Source organism: Sphingobium sp. RC1 (genome assembly GCF_059738765.1).
Window position 1 is genome coordinate 1,844,572 of sequence record NZ_AP027306.1, and the last position, 20,714, is coordinate 1,865,285.

Here is a 20,714-nt window from a genome sequence, read left to right on the forward strand (position 1 = left end):
TCGGTCAGTTCATCGCCAGGATCATGTTGCGGACCTGCGGGAAAACTTCCTTCTCCCACTTGCTACCGGAAAACACGCCATAATGACCGGCGCCGATTTGCAGGTGATGCCGCTTCAGGTGAGGTCGCAATCCCGTGCAAAGCGCGTGCGCCGCCGCCGTTTGCCCGACCGCGCAGATATCGTCCTTTTCCCCTTCGACCGTCAGCAGGGCGGTCTTGCGAATAGCGCCGGGATTGACGAGCCGCCCACGATGCTTGAGTTCGCCTTTCGCGAGCAGGGTGCGCTGAAACACGCGCTCTACCGTCTCCAGGTAAAATTCGGCGGTCATGTCCAGAACCGAGAAATATTCCTGATAGAAATCCTTGATCTTCTCTGCCTCTTCTTCCTTCCCATCCGCCAGCAACTGATAAAGCTCGCGATGTTGGGCACCGTGGCGTTCCAGGTTCATCGACAGGAAGGCGGACAGTTGCAGGAAGCCCGGATAGACCCGTCGCCCGGCACCGCGATAACGCATCGGGACGGAAGTGATGAGTTGCCGTTCGAACCACTCGATCGGCCGCTCGTTGGACAGTTCGTTCACGACAGTGGGCGCTGCACGCGGGTCGATCGGTCCGCCCATCAGCGTCATGGATCGTGGTGTCGCGGCATCGCCATCTTCGGCCATCAACGCGACGGCGGCAAAGGCCGGTACGCAGGGCTGGCAAACGGACAGCATGTGCGCGCCCGGGCCAAGCTCCTGCATGAAGGTGATGACATAATCGACATAGTCGTCAAAGCCGAAGCACCCTGCCGACAAGGGAACATCGCGCGCATTCTTCCAATCGGTTATGTAGACGTCATGGTCACGCAGCAGGGTCCGCACGGTGCTGCGCAGCAGGGTCGAGAAATGGCCTGACATCGGCGCCACGAGCAGTACGCGCGGCTGCTCCGTTTCCACCTCATCCTTCGCGAAGTGAAGCAGGTTGCCGAAGGGCAGGTCCAGCAGCACTTCTTCCCGCACCGCAACAAGAGCGTTACCGCTGCGGACTTCGTTGACGCCATAGGCGGGGCGCTTGTGCGTGAGTCGGGCACCCTGGAATACATCCATCAGCGCAAACATGCGGCGGGGCATCGGCCAATCGGCCACCGGCCCCATCTTGTCGCGCAGATTCAAGGCCAGTTCCGCGCCGAAACGCGCGGGAGCCAGCATGTCTTCCAGGGCCTGATAGCCACTATACAGCATCGTCATAGTATGAACGGCGCCCCAAAATGTTCCCCCGGCCGATTCGGCCGCCACCGTTCGTTATACTGATTTTTGCGTATTGCGCTGCATCATGTTTGATGGAAAACTATAAACATCGGGAGGATCGTCATGGCCGTTGCGGAATTGACCATATCGAGCAAGATTTATTCCTCTTGGTCGCTGCGGGGCTGGCTGCTCTGCCGCCTTGCCGGACTACGCGTCACCGAGAAGATGGTGGCGTTGGAAAATCTGGAAAACCGCGCTGAACTCTTGCTGCTGACGCCTTCCGTGCTGGTGCCGCGCCTCACCCATGAAGGCGCGAGCGTTTGGGACACGCTGGCGATCGCAGAATATCTGCATGAACTATATCCCAACGTGGGCATGTACCCCAAGGATCGCATCGCACGCGCCCATTGCCGGTCGATATCGGGTGAAATCCATTCCGGCTTCGCCAACCTGCGATCGGCCCTGCCGATGAACCTGAAAGTCCGACACAAGAAATTCCCGATCTTTTCAGGCGCCAAGCCGGATATTGAGCGGGTCGAGGCGATCTGGACCGAATGCCTGGGCTCCTACGGCGGCCCTTGGCTGTTTGGCGACAGCCCCACCGTGGCGGACGCCATGTTTGCGCCCGTCGTGCAACGGTTCCTGACCTATGCCGTGGCGTTGCAAGGCCCCGCAGCCGCCTATTGCGAGACGGTCAACAACTGGGACCTGATGCGCGAGTGGATCGACGATGCCCGGAAAGAGCCGGATGAGGTCGAGGAACTGGACGTCGAATTTTAAATCCCGGCTCAGCCCGTCAGCCGCTTAACTTCGCCAGCCAATCGCCGATCATCGCACGGCCTGCCGCGACCGCACCCGGACCATGTTCATCATGATCGCGCCGCAGGGCCACGCCACACTGTTTGGCGATGTCCAGATCGGCCCAGAAATGGGTCAACCAATCTTCGAAGCGCGGGTCTTCACCCATCTCGGCATGGAATTGCAGCGCGAGCAGATTGCGGCCCCGGCGGAATGCCTGATGCGCGTACGCATCGGTTGAGGCCAGCAGTTCGACGCCGCACGGCAGCTCGAACGTATCGCTATGCCAGTGTAGCACGGGCACGTCCTGAATATGCCGCAAAGGCGAATCCGCGCCCGATCCGTTCAGCGTGACAGGTGCGAAGCCGAGTTCCATCGCCTCACCCGGATAGACGCGCGCGCCGAGCGCCGCCGCAATCATCTGGCTGCCCAGGCAGACGCCAAGCGTTGGCAGGTCCTGCTCCAGCCGTGCGGCGAGTTTGTCGATCTGAACCGGAATCCACGGATGACTATCGTGTTCGTAAACGCCCATAGGGCCGCCCATCATGATCAGCAGATCGGGCGTACACAAATCCACATGAGCGAATTCGGAGCTGGCGACATCGATCCGCTCGATCTCATAGCCAGCCGCCTCGATCGGCTGGAGAAAACCGGCCGCTCCCTCTCGCGGCACATGACGGACGATCAGTGCTTTTTTCATTGCTGATGAGATGCCTAATCGATCGAACGCGCGCCCGCTACCCCAGCCTTTCTTGAGGATGCGATAACCCTCCTATCGGCCATCAGCGGTCTTGCCGCGCCAGATCCGCCACAGGGCCGTGAAGCCGATAGCGCTCCAGACGATGTTGAGCACCATGGAAGGGATGGCGCCATGCCACCAGGTGTTGAGCACGAAGAATGCTGCGCCGAGCGCGTTCATCCACTGAAAAACCGCTGAACTACCCGACAGTCGTCCAGCCGAAACGAGGATATAGGCGCCCAGAACCAGAAGCGCGCCGAGCCAGCCGACAAGTTCGATGAAAATTGTCATGCTGACCCATTATCAGCGACCTGGGCAAGGCGTGAACAATTTTCACGCAGCGCGGGAAGGGACGCAGGGATGACCAAAAAAAGGCCCCCTCCTTTCGGAGAGAGCCTTCTTCTTTAGCAATTATCCCGGCTGATCAGGCAGCCAGCTTACGCAGAACGTACTGGAGGATGCCGCCGTTCATGAAATATTCCAGCTCGTTGACGGTATCGATCCGGCAGAGCGCGGTGAACGTGAAAGTCGAGCCATCGGCGCGCTTGACGATCACGTCCACATCCTGACGCGGCTTCAGGCCAGCGACATTCTGGATGGTGAAGGTTTCATCGCCAGTGAAGCCGAACGTGTCCTTGCTCTCGCCATTCTTGAACTGGAGCGGCAGCACGCCCATGCCGACCAGGTTCGAGCGGTGGATACGCTCGAAGCTTTCGACAATCACGGCGCGGACGCCGAGCAGGTTGGTGCCCTTCGCCGCCCAGTCGCGCGACGATCCGGTGCCATATTCCTTGCCACCGATGACGACCAGCGAGGTGCCGTCCGCCTTGTGCTTCATCGCCGCGTCGTAGATCGGCATGACTTCGCCGTCATAGCGTGTCATGCCGCCTTCAACGCCGTCCAGCATCAGGTTCTTGATGCGGATGTTGGCAAAGGTCCCGCGCATCATCACTTCATGATGGCCGCGACGCGCGCCGTAGCTGTTGTAATCAGCCTGCGCGACCTGATGCTCGCTCAGCCACTTGCCAGCGGGCGAGGTCGCCTTGATCGAACCGGCCGGGGAAATGTGGTCGGTGGTGATCGAGTCGCCAAAGATCGCCAGCGGCTTGGCCTCGACAATGTCGGTGACTGGCGCCGGGGTCATGCTCAGCCCTTCGAAATAGGGCGGATTGGCGACATAGGTCGAACCGGCCTGCCAACTATACGTGGCCGAACCCGTCACGTCGATCGCCTGCCAGTGCGCATCGCCCTTGTAGACGTCGGCATAGCGCGCCTGGAACATCGGACGATCCATGCAGCCCGCCATGGTGGTGGCGACTTCGTCGTTGGTCGGCCAGATGTCCTTCAGGAACACGTCCTGACCGTCCTTGCCCTGACCGATCGGGGTGGTGATGAAGTCCTCGATCACCGTGCCCTTGAGCGCATAGGCCACAACCAGCGGCGGCGAGGCGAGGAAGTTGGCACGAACGTCCGGCGACACGCGGCCTTCGAAGTTGCGGTTGCCCGAGATCACGGCTGCGGCGACGAGGCCGTTTTCGTTGATCGCCTTGCTGATCGGCTCAGCGAGCGGACCCGAGTTGCCGATGCAGGTGGTGCAGCCATAGCCGACGAGGTTGAAGCCGACGGCGTCGAGGTGCGACTGAAGCCCGGCCTTTTCAAGGTAATCGGTAACGACCTGCGAACCGGGCGCGAGCGAGGTCTTGACCCAGGGCTTGGGCTTCAGGCCCAGCTCGTTCGCCTTCTTGGCGACAAGGCCGGCGGCGACCAGAACGCCGGGGTTTGACGTGTTGGTGCAGCTGGTGATCGCGGCGATGGTGACGTCGCCGTCGCCAATGTCGAAATCCTTGCCCTCGACCGGAACCCGCTGCTGCGCCTTCTTGTAGACGTTCGCCATGTCGGCGTTGAACACGTCATCGACTTCGGGCAGCGAGACGCGGTCCTGCGGACGCTTCGGCCCCGCAAGGCTGGGGACGACGGTGCCGAGGTCCAGTTCCAGCGTGTCGGTGAATACCGGTTCGACGGCGGGGTCGATCCAGAAGCCCTGCTCCTTGGCATAGGCTTCGACCAGCGCGATATTCTCTTCGGTGCGGCCGGTCAGGCGCATGTAATCCAGCGTCTTGTCGTCAATGCCGAAGAAGCCGCAGGTCGCGCCATATTCGGGCGCCATGTTGGCGAGGGTCGCGCGATCGGCGAGGCTCAGCGAGGCAAGGCCGGGGCCGAAATATTCAACGAAGCGGCCGACGACGCCCTTCTGGCGCAGCATGGCGGTGCAGGTCAGCACCAGGTCAGTGGCGGTCACGCCTTCCTTCAGCGTGCCGGTCAGCTTGAAACCGACGACTTCGGGGATGAGCATGGAGACCGGCTGGCCCAGCATTGCAGCCTCAGCCTCGATGCCGCCCACGCCCCAGCCCAGAACGCCCAGACCGTTGATCATGGTGGTGTGGCTGTCGGTGCCGACGCAGGTGTCGGGATAGGCGACGGTCGCGCCGCTTTCATCCTGCGACGACCAGACGGCCTGCGCGATATTTTCCAGGTTCACCTGATGGCAGATGCCGGTGCCCGGCGGCACGGCGTAGAAGTTGGCGAGGCTCTTGCTGCCCCACTTCAGGAAGTCATAGCGCTCCAGATTGCGCTGATATTCGATCTCCACATTCTTCTCGAACGCCTTGGGCGTGCCGAATTCGTCGACCATGACCGAGTGGTCGATGACAAGGTGGACGGGAACCTGCGGGTTGATCTTGCTGGCGTCGGCGCCCAGTGCGGTCATCGCGTCGCGCATCGCCGCGAGGTCGACGACGCAGGGAACCCCGGTGAAGTCCTGCATCAGCACGCGCGCGGGGCGATACTGGATCTCACGCTCGGCCTTGCCCTTGTCATTCTGCCACGCGACAATCGCCTTGATGTCGTCGGTGGTGACGGTCACGCCATCTTCGAAACGGAGCAGGTTTTCCAGCAGCACCTTCATCGAGAAAGGCAGGCGCGAAACGTCGCCGAGCTTTGCAGCAGCCTTCTTCAGTGAATAATAGGCAATGTCCTTGCCGCCGACCTTCAAAGTGTCGCGCGTGCCGAGAGTGTCCTGTCCGATGGCGGTCATGAGTCGTGCGTCTCCTCGCAATGCCCGGCCAAGGGACTAGGAGGATAACGACATTCCGCCATGGACCTGCCCCGTACATCGAATGATGACCGACAAGATGGCGGGATGCGCCCCAACCGATGGCCGAAGCGGGTATGTCCCTTGATGGCCGCCGCCATAGCGACTGCCGTCGCCAAGTCAATGCGAAGGCGCGAAATGGGACGTTCTGCAAATCTTTATTGTAGACGGCGTCCGTGCACGCGGGATACATTGAGGTGTAATCGCGTTCTGGCAGACGGAGCGGGTTACCAGGAAATAAAGCGGGTCGCGCGCTCTGACTTAAGTCGTTGTATCGCAGTGTTTTGAAATATCGATGATATTCTTCGCTGGATGACCGATAAAAATATGTCTGAGGAGGAAGAGACGATGCGCCCAGTTTCCAACCTCGTGACCGGCAAGTCATTTGACCCGGCCCTAAGGGGATACATCATCCATTATCATGTCGGGGAAGCCAACCACTGCCCCAGCTGTGGCCGAAGCCAATGGATGGTCGGCCGTCTGATGGCAGAATGCGCCTATTGCGAGACCGCACTCCCGCTTGAAAATAACCGCGGCGTGGGTGCTTGCGCACGTTTCGTACAGACTCACACGACTGTCCCGCCCGGCGATCCCCTGACGGCCTGAATCGTGATCGCTGCCAACGAATTCATTCAAATGGCAGCGACGCCCTCCACCTCCACGATTTCATCGCCTGCATAATAGCCCTGCACGCGAACTCGCTTTTCCACATGGTCTACAGGAACGCGCAGCAAAATCAGGCGGAAAGTTCCGCCCAGATCGCGCTGGAGCAGAAAACCGGCTTCGTCTCGCGTCAGCCTACCGGTTTCGTCAACTCCAGCGCCCATCTCGATCATGCACTCAATCTATGGCGTTCTTGATCCCTTTTCCAGCCAGCAGGCCCAGAACCAGGAAGATCACGAACAGCGCGATCGCCAGGAAGAAGAGAATCTTTGCAATGCCGACAAAGGTGCCAGCCGCGCCGCCAAAGCCGAGAATGGCCAGCACCGCAGCGATCACCAGCGAAATGATGGCAAGACGGATCATGATGTAATCCTTCGCAATAAATAGATATTGCCTAAACCGATGACGGCGCTAGCCGGTTCCACAACCGTCAGAGCTGCGATCTATTCCCCTCGCTTCAGAAACGTGCGGTCAGAACCAGAAACGAACGCCCAACACGAAACTGGCGACAGATGCGCCATCCCCGTTAGCCCTTGTCATGCGGGCCGTTTGGCCCAGCTTACGCTCCCAGTTCACGCCCACATAAGGCGCAAACTCGCGGGCGAGTTCATAGCGCAGCCGCAGCCCCAATTCGACGTCCGACAATCCCGATCCTATGCCAAGCTCCGGAACGTCCTGGACGGCGAAGTTCACTTCCGCCGCCGGTTGCAGGATCAGCCACTGCGTGATGCGCTGGTCATAGCTTGCCTCCAGCCGCAAATGCCCGTCGCCCTTGTTCGACAGGAACGCCTGACCGCTCACCTCAAACCAGTAGGGAGCAAGCCCATCAATCCCGGCCACCACATAAGTTCGTTCGGGATCGGGGCCGAAGTCCTGCCTTACGCCTGCCTCCAGATTGAACCAGGGATCGATCGCCCGGCTGTAGAGCGCCTGCACCTCCGCATGCTCAAGCCTGCCGCTCGCCTTGCCCTCGCCTTCCGATTTGAAAGCCAGACGGTGGATGTCACCGCCGATCCAGCCCTCGCCTTCCCAATTATAGGTGTCGCCACCCTTGCCAGCGCGATATTCCAGCCGGTCCAGCATCAGCTTGGAAAAGCGCATGCCGCCGCTTTCCTCGAGCATGGCGGCGCGGGCTCGCGCCATTTCGTCCGTGCTGTAGAAGGCATCGGCGGCATGGCCGCTCGGCGGTGCTGGCGGCGTTCCTTGAGGAATATCCTGGTCGGCAGCAGGCTCGGCATGGCTTGCTTCAGCGTCGGCAGCGGAATGAGACGAATGATCCTCCTGCGGCACCTGCTCCATGGCGTCATGGTGCATGTTGCCGTGATCCATCTGCTGCGCCTGAGCAGAGAGCGTGGGAGAAAGCAGCACCAGCGCCGCGAGGGCGAACCTCATGCCGCCGCATCCTCATGACGCACCGTCACGACGCGCATCATACCCGCATGCATGTGCATCAGCATGTGACAGTGAAATGCCCAGTCGCCCAAGGCATCGGCGGTCAGGTCGAAACTCACCTTGCCGCCGGGAAGGACGTTCACCGTATGCTTGAGCGGGCTATGTTCGTCCGCACCCGTCACGAGTTCAAAGAAATGGCCGTGCAGATGGATGGGATGGGGCATCATCGTGTCGTTGATAAGGTTCACGCGCACCCGCTCCATGTGGCGAAACGAGATAGGCTCGGCCCCGTCGGATAGCTTCACCCCATCGAAGGACCACATATAGCGTTCCATGTTCGCGGTGAGATGGATGTCCAGTGTTCGCGATGGCGTCCGCCGGTCCTTGTGCGGATGCAATGATTTGAGGTCAGCATAGGTCAGCACCCGGTGCGGAACATTTTCCAGCCCCGTCGGACGATCAGCCGTTCGGTCCACAGGCATTGGAGAAAGGGTGGCGACGCCCGGCCCCATGCTGACCTGCGGCGCAACGGACTTGTCCCGCATCTTCATGGAATGCCCGGTCATGCCTTCATTGGCTGGCTGGCTGAGGTCGATGACGCCGCCATGTCCCATGTCCATCCCGGACATGTCCATTCCCATATCCTTCATGCCCAACAGAGGACGCTCCCTCAGCGCTGGCACCTCCGCAGCCATGCCCATGCGCGGCGCCAGTGTAGCGCGGACCAGGCCCGACCGGTCGATCGCTTCCGCAACCAGGCCATAGGGCTTGGCCTCGGCGGGCTGAACGACGACATCATAGGTTTCCGCGATGCCGATCTGGAACTCGTCCGTTTCGACCGGTTGCACATGCTGGCCGTCGCATTGCACCACGGTCATCGCCAGCCCCGGCAAGCGGACATTGAAGTTGGTCATGGCCGAAGCATTGATGATCCGCAGGCGCACCCTCTCGCCCGGCGTGAAAAGGCCGGTCCAGTTTTCCGCTGTGCCATGCCCATTGACGAGGAAGCTGTATGTCGATCCTGTCACGTCCGATATATCGGTCGGGTCCATCCGCATCGCGCCCCATTGCAGGCGCTCCTTCGCGGTCTGATCCTTACCCACCAGCAACCCGGCCAGCGTCTGCTTCTGCATGTTGAAATAGCCGCCCATCTGCTTCAGCCGCTTCAGCAGCACATGCGGGTGCACCGGGCTCCAGTCCGACAGGACGATCACATGCTCGCGATCCGCCTGCACCGGGTCGGCGCCAACTGGATCGATGACGATCGGACCATAATGGCCAATCGCCTCCTGCATGCCCGAATGGCTATGATACCAGTAGGTGCCTGATTGCCGCACCGGAAATTCATAGGTGAAAGTCTCGCCCGGCCGGATGCCGGGGAAGCTTACGCCCGGCACGCCGTCCATCTGGAAAGGCACGATCAGCCCATGCCAGTGGATCGACGTATCTTCCTTCAACTTGTTAGTGACGGACAGCCGGACATTCTGCCCTTCCCTCAGGCGGATGAGTGGCGCGGGAAGCATGCCATTGACCATGACCGCATGCGCCGAGCGTCCGCCCGTGGAAAAATGCCCTTCGCCGATGGTCAGCGCGATAGCTTCGCCGCTTAACACTTCGGAAGTCCGCGTCAGTCCCGGAGTGCCGCTTCGCGCCCAGGCAGGAAATAGCGGGCTCAGCGCCAGAACGCTGCCTAAACCCCGGATCACGCCGCGACGGTCAAGGCCGCTCATGATCCCAGCCCCCTTTCCTGAAAGATATGCTGCACCTTCCATAGCCTCATGCAAAAATTTATGCCCATCCTTGCGAGGTCAGGGAAGCCGCCCATATCCCGTGACCCAAATATTACCGGAGTTGAGCACCATGCGCCCTACCCTGTTCGCCGCCGCCCTTATGTTGGCCGCCATGCCCTCCCTGGCAAGCGCACAGCCGAAATTGCTGTCCTCCACCCCCGCGCCCAACGCTACCGTCAGCAAGCCCGCAAAGCTCAGCCTGACCTTCTCCGAAAAGCTGCTTCCGGCCTTGAGCGGCGTCGATCTGGTCATGACAGGGATGCCGGGAATGGCCAGCCATGCGCCGATGCCCCTCAAAGGCTTCAAGACATCGATCGAAGGCGATGGCAGGACCATGACGGTCACCCTCCCCCGCGCCCTGCCGGTGGGCAGCTATGACCTCAACTGGCATGCGGCAGGCGCTGACCAGAACAAGATTGCAGGGAAATACAGCTTTACGGTCAAATAATCCGCGCTACCGCCTGCATTCTAGACCCAGCCTTCCAGCACCTGATTGGGCGGGCGGTGTCCGTCGGCCCAGCTACGGATGTTGGCGATGACGCGGGCGCCGGTGGCGTCCCGCCCCTCGAAAGTCGCCGATCCCATGTGCGGCAGCAATACCACGTTGGACAGCGCGAGCAGGCGCGGGTCGACGGCGGGCTCATGCGCATAGACGTCCAGCCCGGCTCCTGCGATCCGCCCCTCCGCCAGCGCCGCGATCAGCGCAGGCTCGTCGGTGATTTCGGCGCGCGAGGTGTTGATGAGATAGGCGTCCGCCCGCATCAGCGCGATGCGCCGCGCATCGATCAATGCCCTGCTGTCGGCATTGAGCGGACAGTTGATCGACACGATGTCGCATTCGCTCAGCAGCGTATCGACGTCTGCATGCCATGTGGCATGCAGTTCCTGCTCAACCTCAAAGGGCAGGCGATGACGGTTATGATAGGCGATCGACAGGCCGAAGGCCCCCGCGCGCCGTGCGACCGCCCGGCCGATCCGGCCCATGCCGATAATGCCCAGTTTCTTGCCGCCGATGCGATGGCCCAGCATGCCGGATGGGCTCCAGCCGGACCAGGTGCCTGATCGCACCAGCTTCTCACCCTCGGCAAGCCTCCGGGGTACGGACAGGATCAACGCCATCGTCATATCGGCGGTGTCTTCAGTCAGCACGCCGGGCGTATTGGTGACGATGATGCCCTTCCGCCGTGCCGCGCCAAGGTCGATATGATCGACCCCACTGCCGAAGCTGGCGATCAGTTGCAGACGTTCGGGCGCAAGATCGATGAGGGCCGCATCGATGTGATCCGTGACAGAAGGCACCAGCACGTCGCATTGCGCCATCGCCCGGGTCAACGCCGTGCGGTCCATGGGCACATCGCCCACATTGAACACCGTATCGAACAGTTCGGCCATCCGTGCCTCGACATTGGGAGGCAGGCGGCGCGTCACGACGACGCGCGGCTTGGCGGGACGCGGTTTCTTGGCCATGATCAGCCGCTATTCCTGGCGATGGCGGTGGTCAAGCGCTTATGGCACTGCCCCAAGACAATGGTTGTCGGGTGCATCGGCCAGACGCTATAACGGGCTGTTACTTCAAGGGGAAAAGATCGGGGATGAAGAGGTATCTGCCTCAAGCGGGGATCATCGCCGCCGCACTGTGGTTCGCCAGCGGCACATCAGCGGCGCCATCCAAACCCGTCCCCTACTGGGCCTCGCTCAGCCAGGACGAAGCGCGCATGCGCGTCGGACCCAGCCTGGATTATCCATCGAGCTGGGTCTACCGCCGCCGCGACTTGCCCGTGAAGGTGGTGCAGGTCCTGGGCTTGTGGCGCAAGATTGAGGATCCGGGCGGCACGCAGGGCTGGATGCACGTCCGGCTGCTGAGTGACACGCCGACCGCCATCGTTACCGCATCGGTCGCGCCCATGCGAGATTCCGCGCGCGAAGGTGCACGCACCGTTTTCCGCGCGGAAAAGGGCGTGGTCGGTCGGTTGTCCTCCTGCAATGATGGCTGGTGCGGTTTCGACGTCGGCGGTCAGCGCGGCTTCATTCGCGCCACCGACATTTGGGGCGCGACCTCCTGACGGTTCAGGCTGGTTCGTCGCTTGCACGATCGACTATGGCGAAGCTATCCCGCCGCGCCTCAGCCTCCGCGCCCTCTTGGCCGCCTAGCTGATCGGCATGCATCAACCGCTTCACCAGCGGCGCGATGACCATCACGAAGACGCCGATACCGATCGACCACCAGCCGATCACACCATAGACGCTCAGCACGCCGTCCCGCGATGCCACGCCCTCCGTGCCGCCGGTGGCAGCCGCGATCATCCCGGCGACATATTCGCCAAGCGCCATCGCCAGGAACCATATCCCCATCATCAGGCCGATCATCCGCGACGGGGCCAGCTTCGACATGGCCGACAGACCGACCGGAGACAGGCACAATTCCCCTAGCGTGTGGCAGAGATAGAGAAGGAAGATGAACAAGATCGGCATCAGCGTTCCGGGCATGCCAGCCCCTGCCACCAATATCAGGAACCCTGCGCCGACCAATATGAGCGCCAGACCGAACTTTGCAGGCGTCGATGGCTCCCGCCCTTTCTTCGCCAGCGCGATCCACAAGGCGGCCATGACAGGTCCGAAGATCAGGATATAGGCCGCATTGACCGACTGGAACATCGAAGCGGGCACTTCGAAGCCAAGGATATTCCTGTCCGTGTATCGGTGGGTGAAGAGGCTGAGCGAAGAACCCGTCTGCTCATACAGGCCCCAGAATAGCGGGTTGATCACCAGCAGGAACAGCGCCGCCAGCATGCGGTCTCGCCCGATCCGCTCCATCCGGCCGAACGCTTCCCACAATATGTAGATCACCATCAGCACGCTCGCGCCCGCCAGCATCCAACCAACGACCGCATGCTGCTGGATCAGCAGCCAGCAAAGCAGAATGGACAGGAGGCTGGACAGATAGACCAGCCATTCCCGGCTAATGACGCCGCCAACTCGCTCCACCAGCCGCGCCGGATCGGGCGGCTCGCCCCTGCCCTGCAACAGCGGTTTGCACAGCACAAAGCCGATGACGCCCGCGATCATCCCGACGGATGCGGCGCCGAAGCCCCAATGCCAGCCCCAGCGCTGGCCCAGATAGCCGCAGATCACCGGCCCGATCGTAGCGCCGACATTGATGCCCATGTAGAAGATCGTATAGGCGGGATCGCGCCGCATATCATCGCGCGGGTACAGCTGACCCACCATTGCCGACACGCTGGCCTTCAGAAATCCGGTGCCGACGATGACCGTCGCAAGGCCCAGCCAGAAGAGGCCAAGCCCCATGCTGTTCGCCGCTCCATCCGCCTCCATACCCAGGATGATGTGCCCGGCGGCGATTACGATGCCGCCGAACAGCACCGCCTTGCGCTGCCCCAGATAACGGTCGGCCAGATAGCCGCCCATCAGGGGTGAGATATAGATCAGCGACATGTAGGCACCGTAAGAATGGGCAGCGTCGCGATCCGAAAACAGGAAATGCTGCGTCAGGTAAAAGATCAGCAGAGCGCGCATGCCGTAGAAGGAAAAGCGCTCCCACATTTCGACGAAGAACAGCAGGAACAGCCCGCGCGGGTGGCCAAGCCATGTCCTGCCCGAAGCGGGCGTCATAGGTGATGCGGTCGCCATCCGTTTCCCGTCCGGACCAAGGTGATACGAAGCCTAGATCGGAAATCCCGCCCCTGTCAAAGCAGGCCGCACTTGCGCCCTGCGTAGAGCCGCGCCATTTGGAGCGCCATGTTCAACGACGCAACCACCCCGCTCTCGCTCCTGCGCACCCGCCGTTCCGGTAAGCCGCGCGACCTTATCGCGCCTGGCCCGGATACCGGCCAGTTGCGCGAGATATTGGAGATCGCGCTGCGCACGCCCGACCATGGCAAGCTGGCGCCCTGGCGGTTCGTCATCGTTCCGGATGACAAGCGCGAGAGCCTCGCCACCCTGTTGGAAGACGCCTATCGACGCGAGAAGCCGGATGCAGGGCGGCTGGAACTGGAGGCGATGCGCCAGTTCGCTCATCAGGCGCCCACGCTCGTCGTTGCTCTTTCCGACCCTGTCGCCGGGAGCAAGATTCCGGCCTGGGAACAACAGCTATCCTCGGGCGCGGCGATCATGAACCTGCTGCACGCCAGCCATGCGCTGGGCTTTGCAGCGGGGTGGCTGACCGGATGGCCCGCCTATAACGAAGATGTCCGCAAGGCATTTGCGCAGGGCGAGGAACGCCTTGCCGGGTTCATATTCATCGGCACGCCGGGACGGCCGCAGGAAGAACGGCCTCGGCCAGAATATGACAAAATAGTTTCCATTTGGGACAGATAGATAGGCGATTGCGGTAACGGACTCGGCTCATCGCATTGCCTGCATCGCTGTATTATGGCACTGATGCACTCATGGCCGATGAGTCAAAACCCGTTTATCTGCGGCTCCGCGACATCATTACTGCCTCGATACTCGACGGCAGCTATCGCGATGGCGACATCCTCCCTTCCGTCCGAGCCCTCGCCGCTCAACAAGGCGCCAATCCGCTGACGGTTGCCAAGGCCTATCAATGCTTTCAGGACGACGACCTGATAGTGGTCAGGCGCGGGGTCGGCATGTTCGTGGCCGAAGGCGCGACACGCCGCCTGCGCGAAGCGGAACGGCGGCGGTTTCTGGACGAATTGTGGCCGCCGGTCGCCGATCAGATCAAGCGGTTGGGCATTTCGGCTGAAGACCTCGGGCTTGAACTAGCCTGATGACTCAACCCTGTATCTGATATTGTTTGAGCAAGTCGTACAAAGTTGGACGACTGATCCCCAGCATCTTCGCCGCGCCTGAGATGTTCCCATCCGTCCGCGCGATCGCTCGCCGGATGACGCGCCTGTCCGCCATTTCCCGCGCCGCCTTCAAATTCACAAAGTCGCTGCCCTCCGCCCGGTCACCATCCAGGTCCAGATCGGCGGCCGAGACATGCTTGCCATCGGCCATGATCACCGCGCGTTTCATGCGATTTTCCAGTTCGCGCACATTGCCCGGCCAGGTCCACGCATCCAGCGCGGCAAGAGCGTCGGGGGCCAGCCCCTTGACCTGCGGATTCATTTCCTTGGCGAAGCGGTTGAGGAAATGCCGCGCGAGCAACGCCGCGTCTCCGGGCCGATCCTTCAAGGGGGGTATCCGCACGACAATCTCGGCGAGGCGATAATATAGGTCTTCGCGGAAATCGCCCGCGCGGATCATCTCCTCCAGGTCCTGATGCGTCGCGCACAGGATCCGCGTGTCCACCACGACCGTATCCTGCCCGCTGGCGACCAGCCGATCCTGTAGGAAACGCAGCAGCTTCATCTGCAAAGCCAGCGGCAGTTCGCCGACTTCGTCCAGAAACAACGTGCCGCCCTGCGCGCGTTCGATCTTGCCCGCCGCGCCGCCCTGGCCGAACAGCTCGGCCTCCAGCAACGCCTCCGGGATCGCGGCGCAATTTACGGCAACGAAGGCGTTATTCCGGCGCGGGCTCGCATCATGCAGCCCCTGCGCCAGCAATTCCTTCCCCGTTCCGCTCGCGCCGGTAAGCAGGACCGAAACCTGCGCCGCGGCGACCCGCTCGATGGTGCGGGCGACCTTCAGCATTTCCGGCGCGGCCGTGATCAACCGGCCCAGCACGCGCCCTTCCTCAGGCGCGACGTCGGCCAGCCGGGCATTTTCCTTCTCGAGCGCATGAACGTGGAAGGCCCGGCGAACGATCAGTCCCAACTCGTCAATATCGACAGGCTTCTGGTAAAAATCATAGGCGCCGCCGGAAATGGCGTTGAGGGCACTTTCGCGCGCGCCATGGCCCGAGGCGACGATGATCTTCGTATCCGGCTTGATCTGGAGCATTTCGCCAAGCGTCGCGAAACCCTCGCTGGTGCCGTCCGGGTCTGGCGGCAGGCCAAGGTCCAGCGTTACGACATCGGGCGCCTCCGCCCGCAACATCTCGATTGCTTCCTCCCGGTCGCCCGCGATGAACAGCTGATAATCCTCATAAGCCCAACGCAACTGCCGTTGCAGGCCGGGGTCATCCTCCACGATCAACAATTTGGGTCGCGTGTCGCTCATCAGGCGGCCATCCCCTCTGTACCTTGCAGCGGCGCGACAGGCAGCCGCAACGTAAAGCGGCTTCCCTGCCCCGGCTTGCTTTCCACCTCGATGCTCCCATCCATCCCCTGCGCCAGCGCCCGTGCTTCAAAAGCGCCGATGCCAAAGCCCCCGGCCTTGCTGGAGGAAAAGGGTTTGAACAGATCACGGCGCACATATTCGGCGGTCATGCCGCAGCCCTGATCGATCACTTCAATCGTCGAGCAGCGGCCATCCCCCCCCAGCCGGATTTCGACCGGCTCGCCCGCAGCGCTCGCGTCGATCGCATTCTGCAACAGGTGAACGATGATCTGCTCGACCCTTGCCGGATCAGCCAAGGCGAGCGGAGCGTCGCCCGTCAGGCGAACCTCGTGCTGGCGCGAGCGGCTCTTGGCGACCTTCTCCGAGATTTCTAGCAGAGAAACCGGCTGGCGCTCGGCAGTGCGCGCCTTGTTATGCTGGGACAGGCGCGCCAGCAGATCGTTCATCTTGCCCACCGATTCCTTGAGCGTCAGCACCATGTCCGCCCGGAAATCGGGATTTTCGGCATGCCGCTCCGCATTTCGGGCGAGCAAGGACAGCTGGCTTACCAGATTCTTGACGTCATGGATGATGAAGGCGAAGCGGCGATTGAATTCGTCGAAGCGCTGGGCATCGTCCAGCGCCTGCTGCCCCTGCGCTTCGCTCAGATAGCTCGCCGCCTGACGGCCCGCCGTGCGCAGCATGTCGAGATCTTCCCAATCGAGCCGCCGGTCCATCGCAGGCCGCGCCAGCAGGATAGCACCGATCAGCTTGCCGAAATGGATCAGCGGGACCAACGCCCAGGCACGGGCGTCAGCACGCATCCATCCGGGCGCTTCACGGCCCTCGCGACGCGCGAGATCCTGGTCGATGTCGATGATCCAGCCGCTCCGCTCGACCAGCAGGGCGAAAGGCGCAGGCACCGTCGCGTCATCGGCGAGATCACCATCCCAGTTCCAATGGGTCTCCAGCGCGAGGGAGCCGTCCTCCGCGCGCAGCATCAATATGGCGGCGGGGGAATCGGTGATGTCGGCCACGGCCTTCGCCACCCGTTCGCCCAGCGGCGGTGCATCCTTGCCCGGTCTGCCGATAGTCTCGCCAAACCGCATCCATTCGGTGCGATAGTCATAGCGATGCTGGAAGAAATGCTTGGCGACCTGGACCTTCCAGAGCGCCCGTATCCGGGGCGACGGCAGCAGCACCAGCGCACTGACGGCCATGAAGAATACGCAGCCGATCTGAATAATCCGGGCATAGGGGCCAGCAAACAGCTCGATCGCCAGCGCAGCCGCCGCGATGAGGATCACGTAGAGTGCGATCGAAACGAGCGACAGCGCGCGAAAGGTGAGCAATCGCGACAGTTGGACTTGCGCCGCCATATCCCGCCGCATGCCCACCGCAATGACGGGAGCGAGCAGCGCCATCAGCGGGCCACGAAGCGCATAAAGCGCATGCGCCCGCTCGACCGCGAAATAGCCGATCACATAGAGATTGAAGTCATAGGTCCACATCGCCGCCAGCGCGCCCAGCAGCAACGCCACTCGTCCCCGCTGCTGCGGAGGCCAACTGATGTAGAGATGGTGGACCAGCATCAACCCGCCGACCGCCGTCATCATGTGCAGGCTGAGTGACACCTGCATCAACGTGCGATGCAGGTCACTGGCGGTCGGCAGTTGCCGCCAGATGAGGTCAGTGAAGGTCTGGAGCAGGATGAGCCCCGCGACAGCCGCGTAGACCGATCCGATCGCCACCATCGATCCCGCCCGCGCAGCCGCATCCCGGCGCAGCATCATGAACAGCAACAGCAGCCACGCGGCGTTGCGGATATTCTCGCCAATGCCCGTCAGCGGCCTGTCGACCCCGCCGAAGGACACATAGAGCGACCAGCAGGATGTCAGCAGCAGCGCGACAGCCAGCATCCGCTGGTCTGCCGCTTGTTCCCGGCGGCGCAGGCCGAATATCCCAACCGCCGCGAACAGCACGGCGGCCAGCGCATGGCCCCAATCTCCGACAAATTGCAGCAACGCGCCCATCGCCGCGCCTCAGCGCGCACCTTCCGGCCACAGGATGACGCGCAGGGTCTGGATCAGGATCAGCAGGTCGAGGAAGGGCGTATAATTTTTGGCGTAGTAGAGATCATATTCCAGCTTGTTCCGGCTGTCCTCGATCGATGCGCCATAGGGATAGTTGATCTGCGCCCAGCCGGTGATGCCCGGCTTCACCATGTGGCGCTCAGCATAATAGCGCAGGTGCTGCTCCAGATCCTCGACGAACTGGCGTCGCTCCGGGCGCGGCCCAACGAAGCTCATCTCCCCTTTCAACACCGTCCATGTCTGCGGCAGTTCATCGATGCGCAGCTTGCGGAGCCAGTAGCCGAGCCGGGTGATGCGCGGATCGTCCTTTTCCGCCCAGATCGCCTGCCCGCTGACCTCGGCATCCTGCCGCATGGTGCGCAGCTTCACGATCCAGAATTCCTCGCCGAACAGGCCGACGCGCTGCTGGCGGTAGAAGGCCGGACCCTTGCTGTCGAGCTTCACCAGGATCGCCGCAATCAGGATGATCGGGCCGGTCAGCAGCAGAAGGATGGAACTGGCGATGACGTCGAAGAGCCGCTTGGCGATGCTGGACAGACGGCGGCCGGCGGAGAAGCCGTCCGAAAAGATCAGCCAGCTGGGATTTACGCTGTCGAGATCGACCCGCCCCGTCTCACGCTCGAGGAAGGTCGATATCTCGTTCACATGGACGCCCGTGGTCTTGATACGCAGCAGGTCCGACAAGGGGAGTGCGTTGCGGCGTTCTTCCAGCGCCAATACGACCTCGCTGGCGGCCAGCCGCACCACGAAATCCGCCAGATTATAGATGGCGCTGCGGTTGATCGCTTCGGGGATCACCTGCGTCCCGTCATTCATCGCGATATAGCCGACGATCAGGAATCCCGCCCCCTTGCGCTGCTCCAGTTCGCGAATGCGGTTGGCGCGATTGCCCGCGCCCAGAACGACAAGCCGACGCTTGAACGCCTCACCGCCGAGCATCGACCCCAGCAGCAAACGCACCGCCAGCAGCAGAGTGATAGCAAGCGCCATGGCATAAAGAGAATTGGACCGCCAAAGCGTCAGGTCGGGCAGCACGAAATGCATGACCGACAGGAATATAACGCCCAGCGAAATGGCCACGAGCAGCCGCGCGAAGGCGAAACGGATCGACTGAAGCGCTTCGGTGCCGTAGACGCCCACCGCGATCATGGCGGTCTGGATCGACAGCGCAAAGCTGATCAGCGGCGCGGCGCGCGTCGTGATCTGATCGACATCCATGCCGATCTGCCGAGCTCTCAATATCCATCCGGCTTCGGCTGCTCCCAGCAGCAGCAGCAGATCAAGCAGGCCCAGCAACAACACGGCATGCGGCACATAATGTTTGAACAGCCTGATCATCAATCGCGCGCATTCCCGGCGCTGCCGTTGGCAAAGGCAGCCTTGTTGGCATCGGAATCGCTTACAATGACTGTAAGGAAATCCGACAATGCGATGACTGTGGAGGAAATTCCCAAAGATTTTCTGAAGATGGCCTGCGCTGCCGCCTGTTCCGTTACCAGCGCGTCTGCCCGCAGGTCAGTTCCGGCTGTTCAGCCGTTCCGCCTCATTTTGAGCAGCATCGCCAACCACATGCGCTGCGCTGTCGGGTGAATCGGCCGCCTCGATCAGCGTGTCGCCCACTCGACTTTCGCGTTCCTTTGTCAGGTAGAAGAAGCCGATAGCCAGGATCAGGGCAATCGCAACGATCGCGAAAATCACGGTGCTACCGCGAGACCGCTGGGTTTCGATCATCTGTTCCCGCTGTTCGCGGTCCAGAGGAGGGTCTCTCTTTCCACCCTCAACCATAGTCCTTCTCCCATGCCCCTTCCACTTCGGGAAGGTCGGCAGGAACCGGCCTTATACGTCATCGGCATCCAGGTCGGGACTCTGCCTCGTCTCACGCCCCCGGCTGAGGCGATCGACATCGTCCATGATCTCGTCCAGAACGGCTGTGTCTCTGGTCTCCTGCGTCCGCCGCGAGGGCAGATCGCCGCTTTCGAGAATCTGTTCCAGTGCAGCACGTCCACGCGCCACCCGGCTCTTGATCGTTCCAACCGCGACGCCGCAGATTTCGGCGGCTTCTTCATAGGCAAAGCCGCCCGCGCCGACGAGGATGAGCGCCTCGCGCTGCGGCTGGGGCAATTGCAAAAGGGCACGCTGCATGTCGGACAACTCGACATGCTTGTCCTGACCAGCAGGCGCCGCCAGCAAGCGGTCAGCCGTCAGGTCATCCCAATCACCACGAAAGCGCGAGCGCCGCATCTGCGACAGATAATGATTGCGCAAAATGATGAACGTCCAGGCGCGCATGTTGGTGCCCGCCTGGAAACGGGCACGCGCCGCCCATGCCTTCAAAAGCGTTTCCTGAACGAGGTCATCGGCTACATCGCGGTTACCCGAAAGGGATCGGCCAAATGCGCGCAGGTGCGGGATTACCGCAGCCAGTTCACGTTTGAAATCCGAATCCGAGAGCGACTGCCGCTCTTCTTCCTGGTGCTCCGCCTCCTGGCCAAGCCCTTCGCTCATGGGAACAACCCTCTTACTGGCTGTCGCCCTCGCCTCATGAACCGAAGCCGTCAAAGCCATATGTGCGTCCGCATCCTATACCCATTGTTCCACGGAACCAATGTTGTTTACCCGTAATAGCTCCACAGCACGATAAGCATGCCAATAATTACCAGAGGCAGCGAAATGCCGAGAATGTAACGGACTATGTGTGGCGTCGATCCTGACCTGGCGTCTTCGGCAGCAACGT

21 protein-coding genes are annotated in these 20,714 nt (G+C 61.7%); 6 read left to right on the forward strand and 15 right to left on the reverse strand.

Annotated features, from left to right (window positions below; genetic code table 11):
• Window positions 1-4: 4 nt before the first annotated feature.
• On the reverse strand, window positions 5-1,228 hold the full coding sequence (locus AC6JBC_RS09095) for a polyhydroxyalkanoate depolymerase (protein WP_464789002.1): 1,224 nt from the start codon (window positions 1,226-1,228) through the stop codon (window positions 5-7).
• Window positions 1,229-1,351: 123 nt separating this feature from the next.
• On the opposite strand from AC6JBC_RS09095, the gene AC6JBC_RS09100 reads away from it, so the two are divergent.
• A complete protein-coding gene (locus AC6JBC_RS09100) occupies window positions 1,352-2,008 on the forward strand; it encodes a glutathione S-transferase (RefSeq protein WP_498023903.1) in 657 nt (218 codons plus the stop codon).
• A gap of 16 nt (window positions 2,009-2,024) precedes the next feature.
• On the opposite strand, the gene AC6JBC_RS09105 is transcribed toward AC6JBC_RS09100, so the two are convergent.
• The 3 genes from AC6JBC_RS09105 to acnA all read right to left on the reverse strand — a co-directional run bounded on the left by AC6JBC_RS09105 (window position 2,025) and on the right by acnA (window position 5,859).
• Window positions 2,025-2,726, reverse strand: a complete 702-nt coding sequence (locus AC6JBC_RS09105) for a glutamine amidotransferase (protein WP_498023904.1) — start codon at window positions 2,724-2,726, stop codon at window positions 2,025-2,027.
• Between the two features lie 72 nt (window positions 2,727-2,798).
• Complete coding sequence (locus AC6JBC_RS09110) at window positions 2,799-3,056, reverse strand: CBU_0592 family membrane protein (protein WP_464779783.1); 258 nt, start codon at window positions 3,054-3,056, stop codon at window positions 2,799-2,801.
• A gap of 133 nt (window positions 3,057-3,189) precedes the next feature.
• The gene (gene acnA / locus AC6JBC_RS09115) at window positions 3,190-5,859 is read right to left on the reverse strand and encodes an aconitate hydratase AcnA (protein ID WP_498023905.1); all 2,670 of its coding nucleotides are present in this window, start codon (window positions 5,857-5,859) and stop codon (window positions 3,190-3,192) included.
• A 369-nt stretch (window positions 5,860-6,228) separates the two neighbouring features.
• Here acnA and AC6JBC_RS09120 point away from each other — a divergent pair, with 369 nt between their 5' ends.
• Window positions 6,229-6,522, forward strand: coding sequence for a hypothetical protein (locus tag AC6JBC_RS09120; RefSeq protein WP_464789007.1), 294 nt, complete (start codon window positions 6,229-6,231; stop codon window positions 6,520-6,522).
• A gap of 26 nt (window positions 6,523-6,548) precedes the next feature.
• On the opposite strand, the gene AC6JBC_RS09125 is transcribed toward AC6JBC_RS09120, so the two are convergent.
• The 4 genes from AC6JBC_RS09125 to AC6JBC_RS09140 form a co-directional block, all read right to left on the reverse strand.
• Window positions 6,549-6,752: a DUF5818 domain-containing protein gene (locus AC6JBC_RS09125; protein ID WP_498023906.1), complete on the reverse strand. Its 204-nt coding sequence runs from the start codon at window positions 6,750-6,752 to the stop codon at window positions 6,549-6,551.
• Between the two features lie 4 nt (window positions 6,753-6,756).
• On the reverse strand, window positions 6,757-6,942 hold the full coding sequence (locus AC6JBC_RS09130; RefSeq protein ID WP_062120434.1) for a DUF1328 domain-containing protein: 186 nt from the start codon (window positions 6,940-6,942) through the stop codon (window positions 6,757-6,759).
• A gap of 108 nt (window positions 6,943-7,050) precedes the next feature.
• Window positions 7,051-7,971: a copper resistance protein B gene (locus AC6JBC_RS09135; protein WP_498023907.1), complete on the reverse strand. Its 921-nt coding sequence runs from the start codon at window positions 7,969-7,971 to the stop codon at window positions 7,051-7,053.
• The gene (locus AC6JBC_RS09140) at window positions 7,968-9,701 is read right to left on the reverse strand and encodes a copper resistance system multicopper oxidase (protein WP_498023908.1); all 1,734 of its coding nucleotides are present in this window, start codon (window positions 9,699-9,701) and stop codon (window positions 7,968-7,970) included. The genes AC6JBC_RS09135 and AC6JBC_RS09140 overlap by 4 nt, the downstream gene beginning before the upstream one ends.
• Window positions 9,702-9,831: 130 nt before the next feature.
• On the opposite strand from AC6JBC_RS09140, the gene copC reads away from it, so the two are divergent.
• Window positions 9,832-10,209: a copper homeostasis periplasmic binding protein CopC gene (gene copC / locus AC6JBC_RS09145; RefSeq protein WP_498023909.1), complete on the forward strand. Its 378-nt coding sequence runs from the start codon at window positions 9,832-9,834 to the stop codon at window positions 10,207-10,209.
• A gap of 20 nt (window positions 10,210-10,229) precedes the next feature.
• Here the strand turns inward: copC and AC6JBC_RS09150 are convergent, their stop codons facing one another.
• On the reverse strand, window positions 10,230-11,228 hold the full coding sequence (locus AC6JBC_RS09150; RefSeq protein WP_498023910.1) for a 2-hydroxyacid dehydrogenase: 999 nt from the start codon (window positions 11,226-11,228) through the stop codon (window positions 10,230-10,232).
• A gap of 125 nt (window positions 11,229-11,353) precedes the next feature.
• Here AC6JBC_RS09150 and AC6JBC_RS09155 point away from each other — a divergent pair, with 125 nt between their 5' ends.
• Window positions 11,354-11,824 (forward strand): SH3 domain-containing protein, encoded by a 471-nt coding sequence (locus AC6JBC_RS09155; protein ID WP_498023911.1) that lies wholly within the window; start codon window positions 11,354-11,356, stop codon window positions 11,822-11,824.
• Between the two features lie 4 nt (window positions 11,825-11,828).
• Here the strand turns inward: AC6JBC_RS09155 and AC6JBC_RS09160 are convergent, their stop codons facing one another.
• A complete protein-coding gene (locus AC6JBC_RS09160; RefSeq protein WP_498023912.1) occupies window positions 11,829-13,409 on the reverse strand; it encodes a peptide MFS transporter in 1,581 nt (526 codons plus the stop codon).
• A gap of 108 nt (window positions 13,410-13,517) precedes the next feature.
• On the opposite strand from AC6JBC_RS09160, the gene AC6JBC_RS09165 reads away from it, so the two are divergent.
• The gene (locus tag AC6JBC_RS09165; protein WP_498023913.1) at window positions 13,518-14,096 is read left to right on the forward strand and encodes a nitroreductase family protein; all 579 of its coding nucleotides are present in this window, start codon (window positions 13,518-13,520) and stop codon (window positions 14,094-14,096) included.
• A gap of 71 nt (window positions 14,097-14,167) precedes the next feature.
• Window positions 14,168-14,512 carry a GntR family transcriptional regulator gene (locus tag AC6JBC_RS09170; protein WP_498023914.1) on the forward strand — a complete coding sequence of 115 codons (345 nt, stop codon included), beginning with the start codon at window positions 14,168-14,170 and terminating at the stop codon, window positions 14,510-14,512.
• 4 nt (window positions 14,513-14,516) lie between these two features.
• Here the strand turns inward: AC6JBC_RS09170 and prsR are convergent, their stop codons facing one another.
• The 5 genes from prsR to AC6JBC_RS09195 form a co-directional block, all read right to left on the reverse strand.
• Window positions 14,517-15,848, reverse strand: a complete 1,332-nt coding sequence (gene prsR / locus AC6JBC_RS09175; protein WP_498023915.1) for a PEP-CTERM-box response regulator transcription factor — start codon at window positions 15,846-15,848, stop codon at window positions 14,517-14,519.
• A complete protein-coding gene (prsK, locus tag AC6JBC_RS09180) occupies window positions 15,848-17,920 on the reverse strand; it encodes an XrtA/PEP-CTERM system histidine kinase PrsK (protein ID WP_498023916.1) in 2,073 nt (690 codons plus the stop codon). The genes prsR and prsK overlap by 1 nt, the downstream gene beginning before the upstream one ends.
• Before the next feature lie 9 nt (window positions 17,921-17,929).
• Window positions 17,930-19,318 carry a TIGR03013 family XrtA/PEP-CTERM system glycosyltransferase gene (locus AC6JBC_RS09185; RefSeq protein WP_498023917.1) on the reverse strand — a complete coding sequence of 463 codons (1,389 nt, stop codon included), beginning with the start codon at window positions 19,316-19,318 and terminating at the stop codon, window positions 17,930-17,932.
• Window positions 19,319-19,495: 177 nt separating this feature from the next.
• Entirely contained in the window at window positions 19,496-19,765 is a 270-nt protein-coding gene (locus tag AC6JBC_RS09190; protein ID WP_498023918.1) for a hypothetical protein, read from the reverse strand.
• A gap of 51 nt (window positions 19,766-19,816) precedes the next feature.
• Window positions 19,817-20,485 carry a sigma-70 family RNA polymerase sigma factor gene (locus tag AC6JBC_RS09195; protein WP_464779798.1) on the reverse strand — a complete coding sequence of 223 codons (669 nt, stop codon included), beginning with the start codon at window positions 20,483-20,485 and terminating at the stop codon, window positions 19,817-19,819.
• Between the last annotated feature and the right edge of the window lie 229 nt (window positions 20,486-20,714).

Excerpts from the sequence above, each read along its gene's own strand:
- AC6JBC_RS09135 (WP_498023907.1), bottom strand. The coding sequence starts at position 7,971 with ATGAGGTTCGCCCTCGCGGCGCTGGTGCTGCTTTCTCCCACGCTCTCT.
- AC6JBC_RS09105 (WP_498023904.1), bottom strand. The coding sequence starts at position 2,726 with ATGAAAAAAGCACTGATCGTCCGTCATGTGCCGCGAGAGGGAGCGGCC.
- acnA (WP_498023905.1), bottom strand. The coding sequence starts at position 5,859 with ATGACCGCCATCGGACAGGACACTCTCGGCACGCGCGACACTTTGAAG.
- AC6JBC_RS09130 (WP_062120434.1), bottom strand. The coding sequence starts at position 6,942 with ATGATCCGTCTTGCCATCATTTCGCTGGTGATCGCTGCGGTGCTGGCC.
- AC6JBC_RS09170 (WP_498023914.1), top strand. The coding sequence starts at position 14,168 with ATGGCCGATGAGTCAAAACCCGTTTATCTGCGGCTCCGCGACATCATT.
- AC6JBC_RS09165 (WP_498023913.1), top strand. The coding sequence starts at position 13,518 with ATGTTCAACGACGCAACCACCCCGCTCTCGCTCCTGCGCACCCGCCGT.
- AC6JBC_RS09185 (WP_498023917.1), bottom strand. The coding sequence starts at position 19,318 with ATGATCAGGCTGTTCAAACATTATGTGCCGCATGCCGTGTTGTTGCTG.
- prsR (WP_498023915.1), bottom strand. The coding sequence starts at position 15,848 with ATGAGCGACACGCGACCCAAATTGTTGATCGTGGAGGATGACCCCGGC.
- AC6JBC_RS09100 (WP_498023903.1), top strand. The coding sequence starts at position 1,352 with ATGGCCGTTGCGGAATTGACCATATCGAGCAAGATTTATTCCTCTTGG.
- AC6JBC_RS09160 (WP_498023912.1), bottom strand. The coding sequence starts at position 13,409 with ATGGCGACCGCATCACCTATGACGCCCGCTTCGGGCAGGACATGGCTT.
- AC6JBC_RS09125 (WP_498023906.1), bottom strand. The coding sequence starts at position 6,752 with ATGATCGAGATGGGCGCTGGAGTTGACGAAACCGGTAGGCTGACGCGA.
- prsK (WP_498023916.1), bottom strand. The coding sequence starts at position 17,920 with ATGGGCGCGTTGCTGCAATTTGTCGGAGATTGGGGCCATGCGCTGGCC.
- AC6JBC_RS09150 (WP_498023910.1), bottom strand. The coding sequence starts at position 11,228 with ATGGCCAAGAAACCGCGTCCCGCCAAGCCGCGCGTCGTCGTGACGCGC.
- AC6JBC_RS09095 (WP_464789002.1), bottom strand. The coding sequence starts at position 1,228 with ATGACGATGCTGTATAGTGGCTATCAGGCCCTGGAAGACATGCTGGCT.
- copC (WP_498023909.1), top strand. The coding sequence starts at position 9,832 with ATGCGCCCTACCCTGTTCGCCGCCGCCCTTATGTTGGCCGCCATGCCC.
- AC6JBC_RS09120 (WP_464789007.1), top strand. The coding sequence starts at position 6,229 with ATGACCGATAAAAATATGTCTGAGGAGGAAGAGACGATGCGCCCAGTT.
- AC6JBC_RS09110 (WP_464779783.1), bottom strand. The coding sequence starts at position 3,056 with ATGACAATTTTCATCGAACTTGTCGGCTGGCTCGGCGCGCTTCTGGTT.
- AC6JBC_RS09195 (WP_464779798.1), bottom strand. The coding sequence starts at position 20,485 with ATGAGCGAAGGGCTTGGCCAGGAGGCGGAGCACCAGGAAGAAGAGCGG.
- AC6JBC_RS09190 (WP_498023918.1), bottom strand. The coding sequence starts at position 19,765 with ATGGTTGAGGGTGGAAAGAGAGACCCTCCTCTGGACCGCGAACAGCGG.
- AC6JBC_RS09155 (WP_498023911.1), top strand. The coding sequence starts at position 11,354 with ATGAAGAGGTATCTGCCTCAAGCGGGGATCATCGCCGCCGCACTGTGG.
- AC6JBC_RS09140 (WP_498023908.1), bottom strand. The coding sequence starts at position 9,701 with ATGAGCGGCCTTGACCGTCGCGGCGTGATCCGGGGTTTAGGCAGCGTT.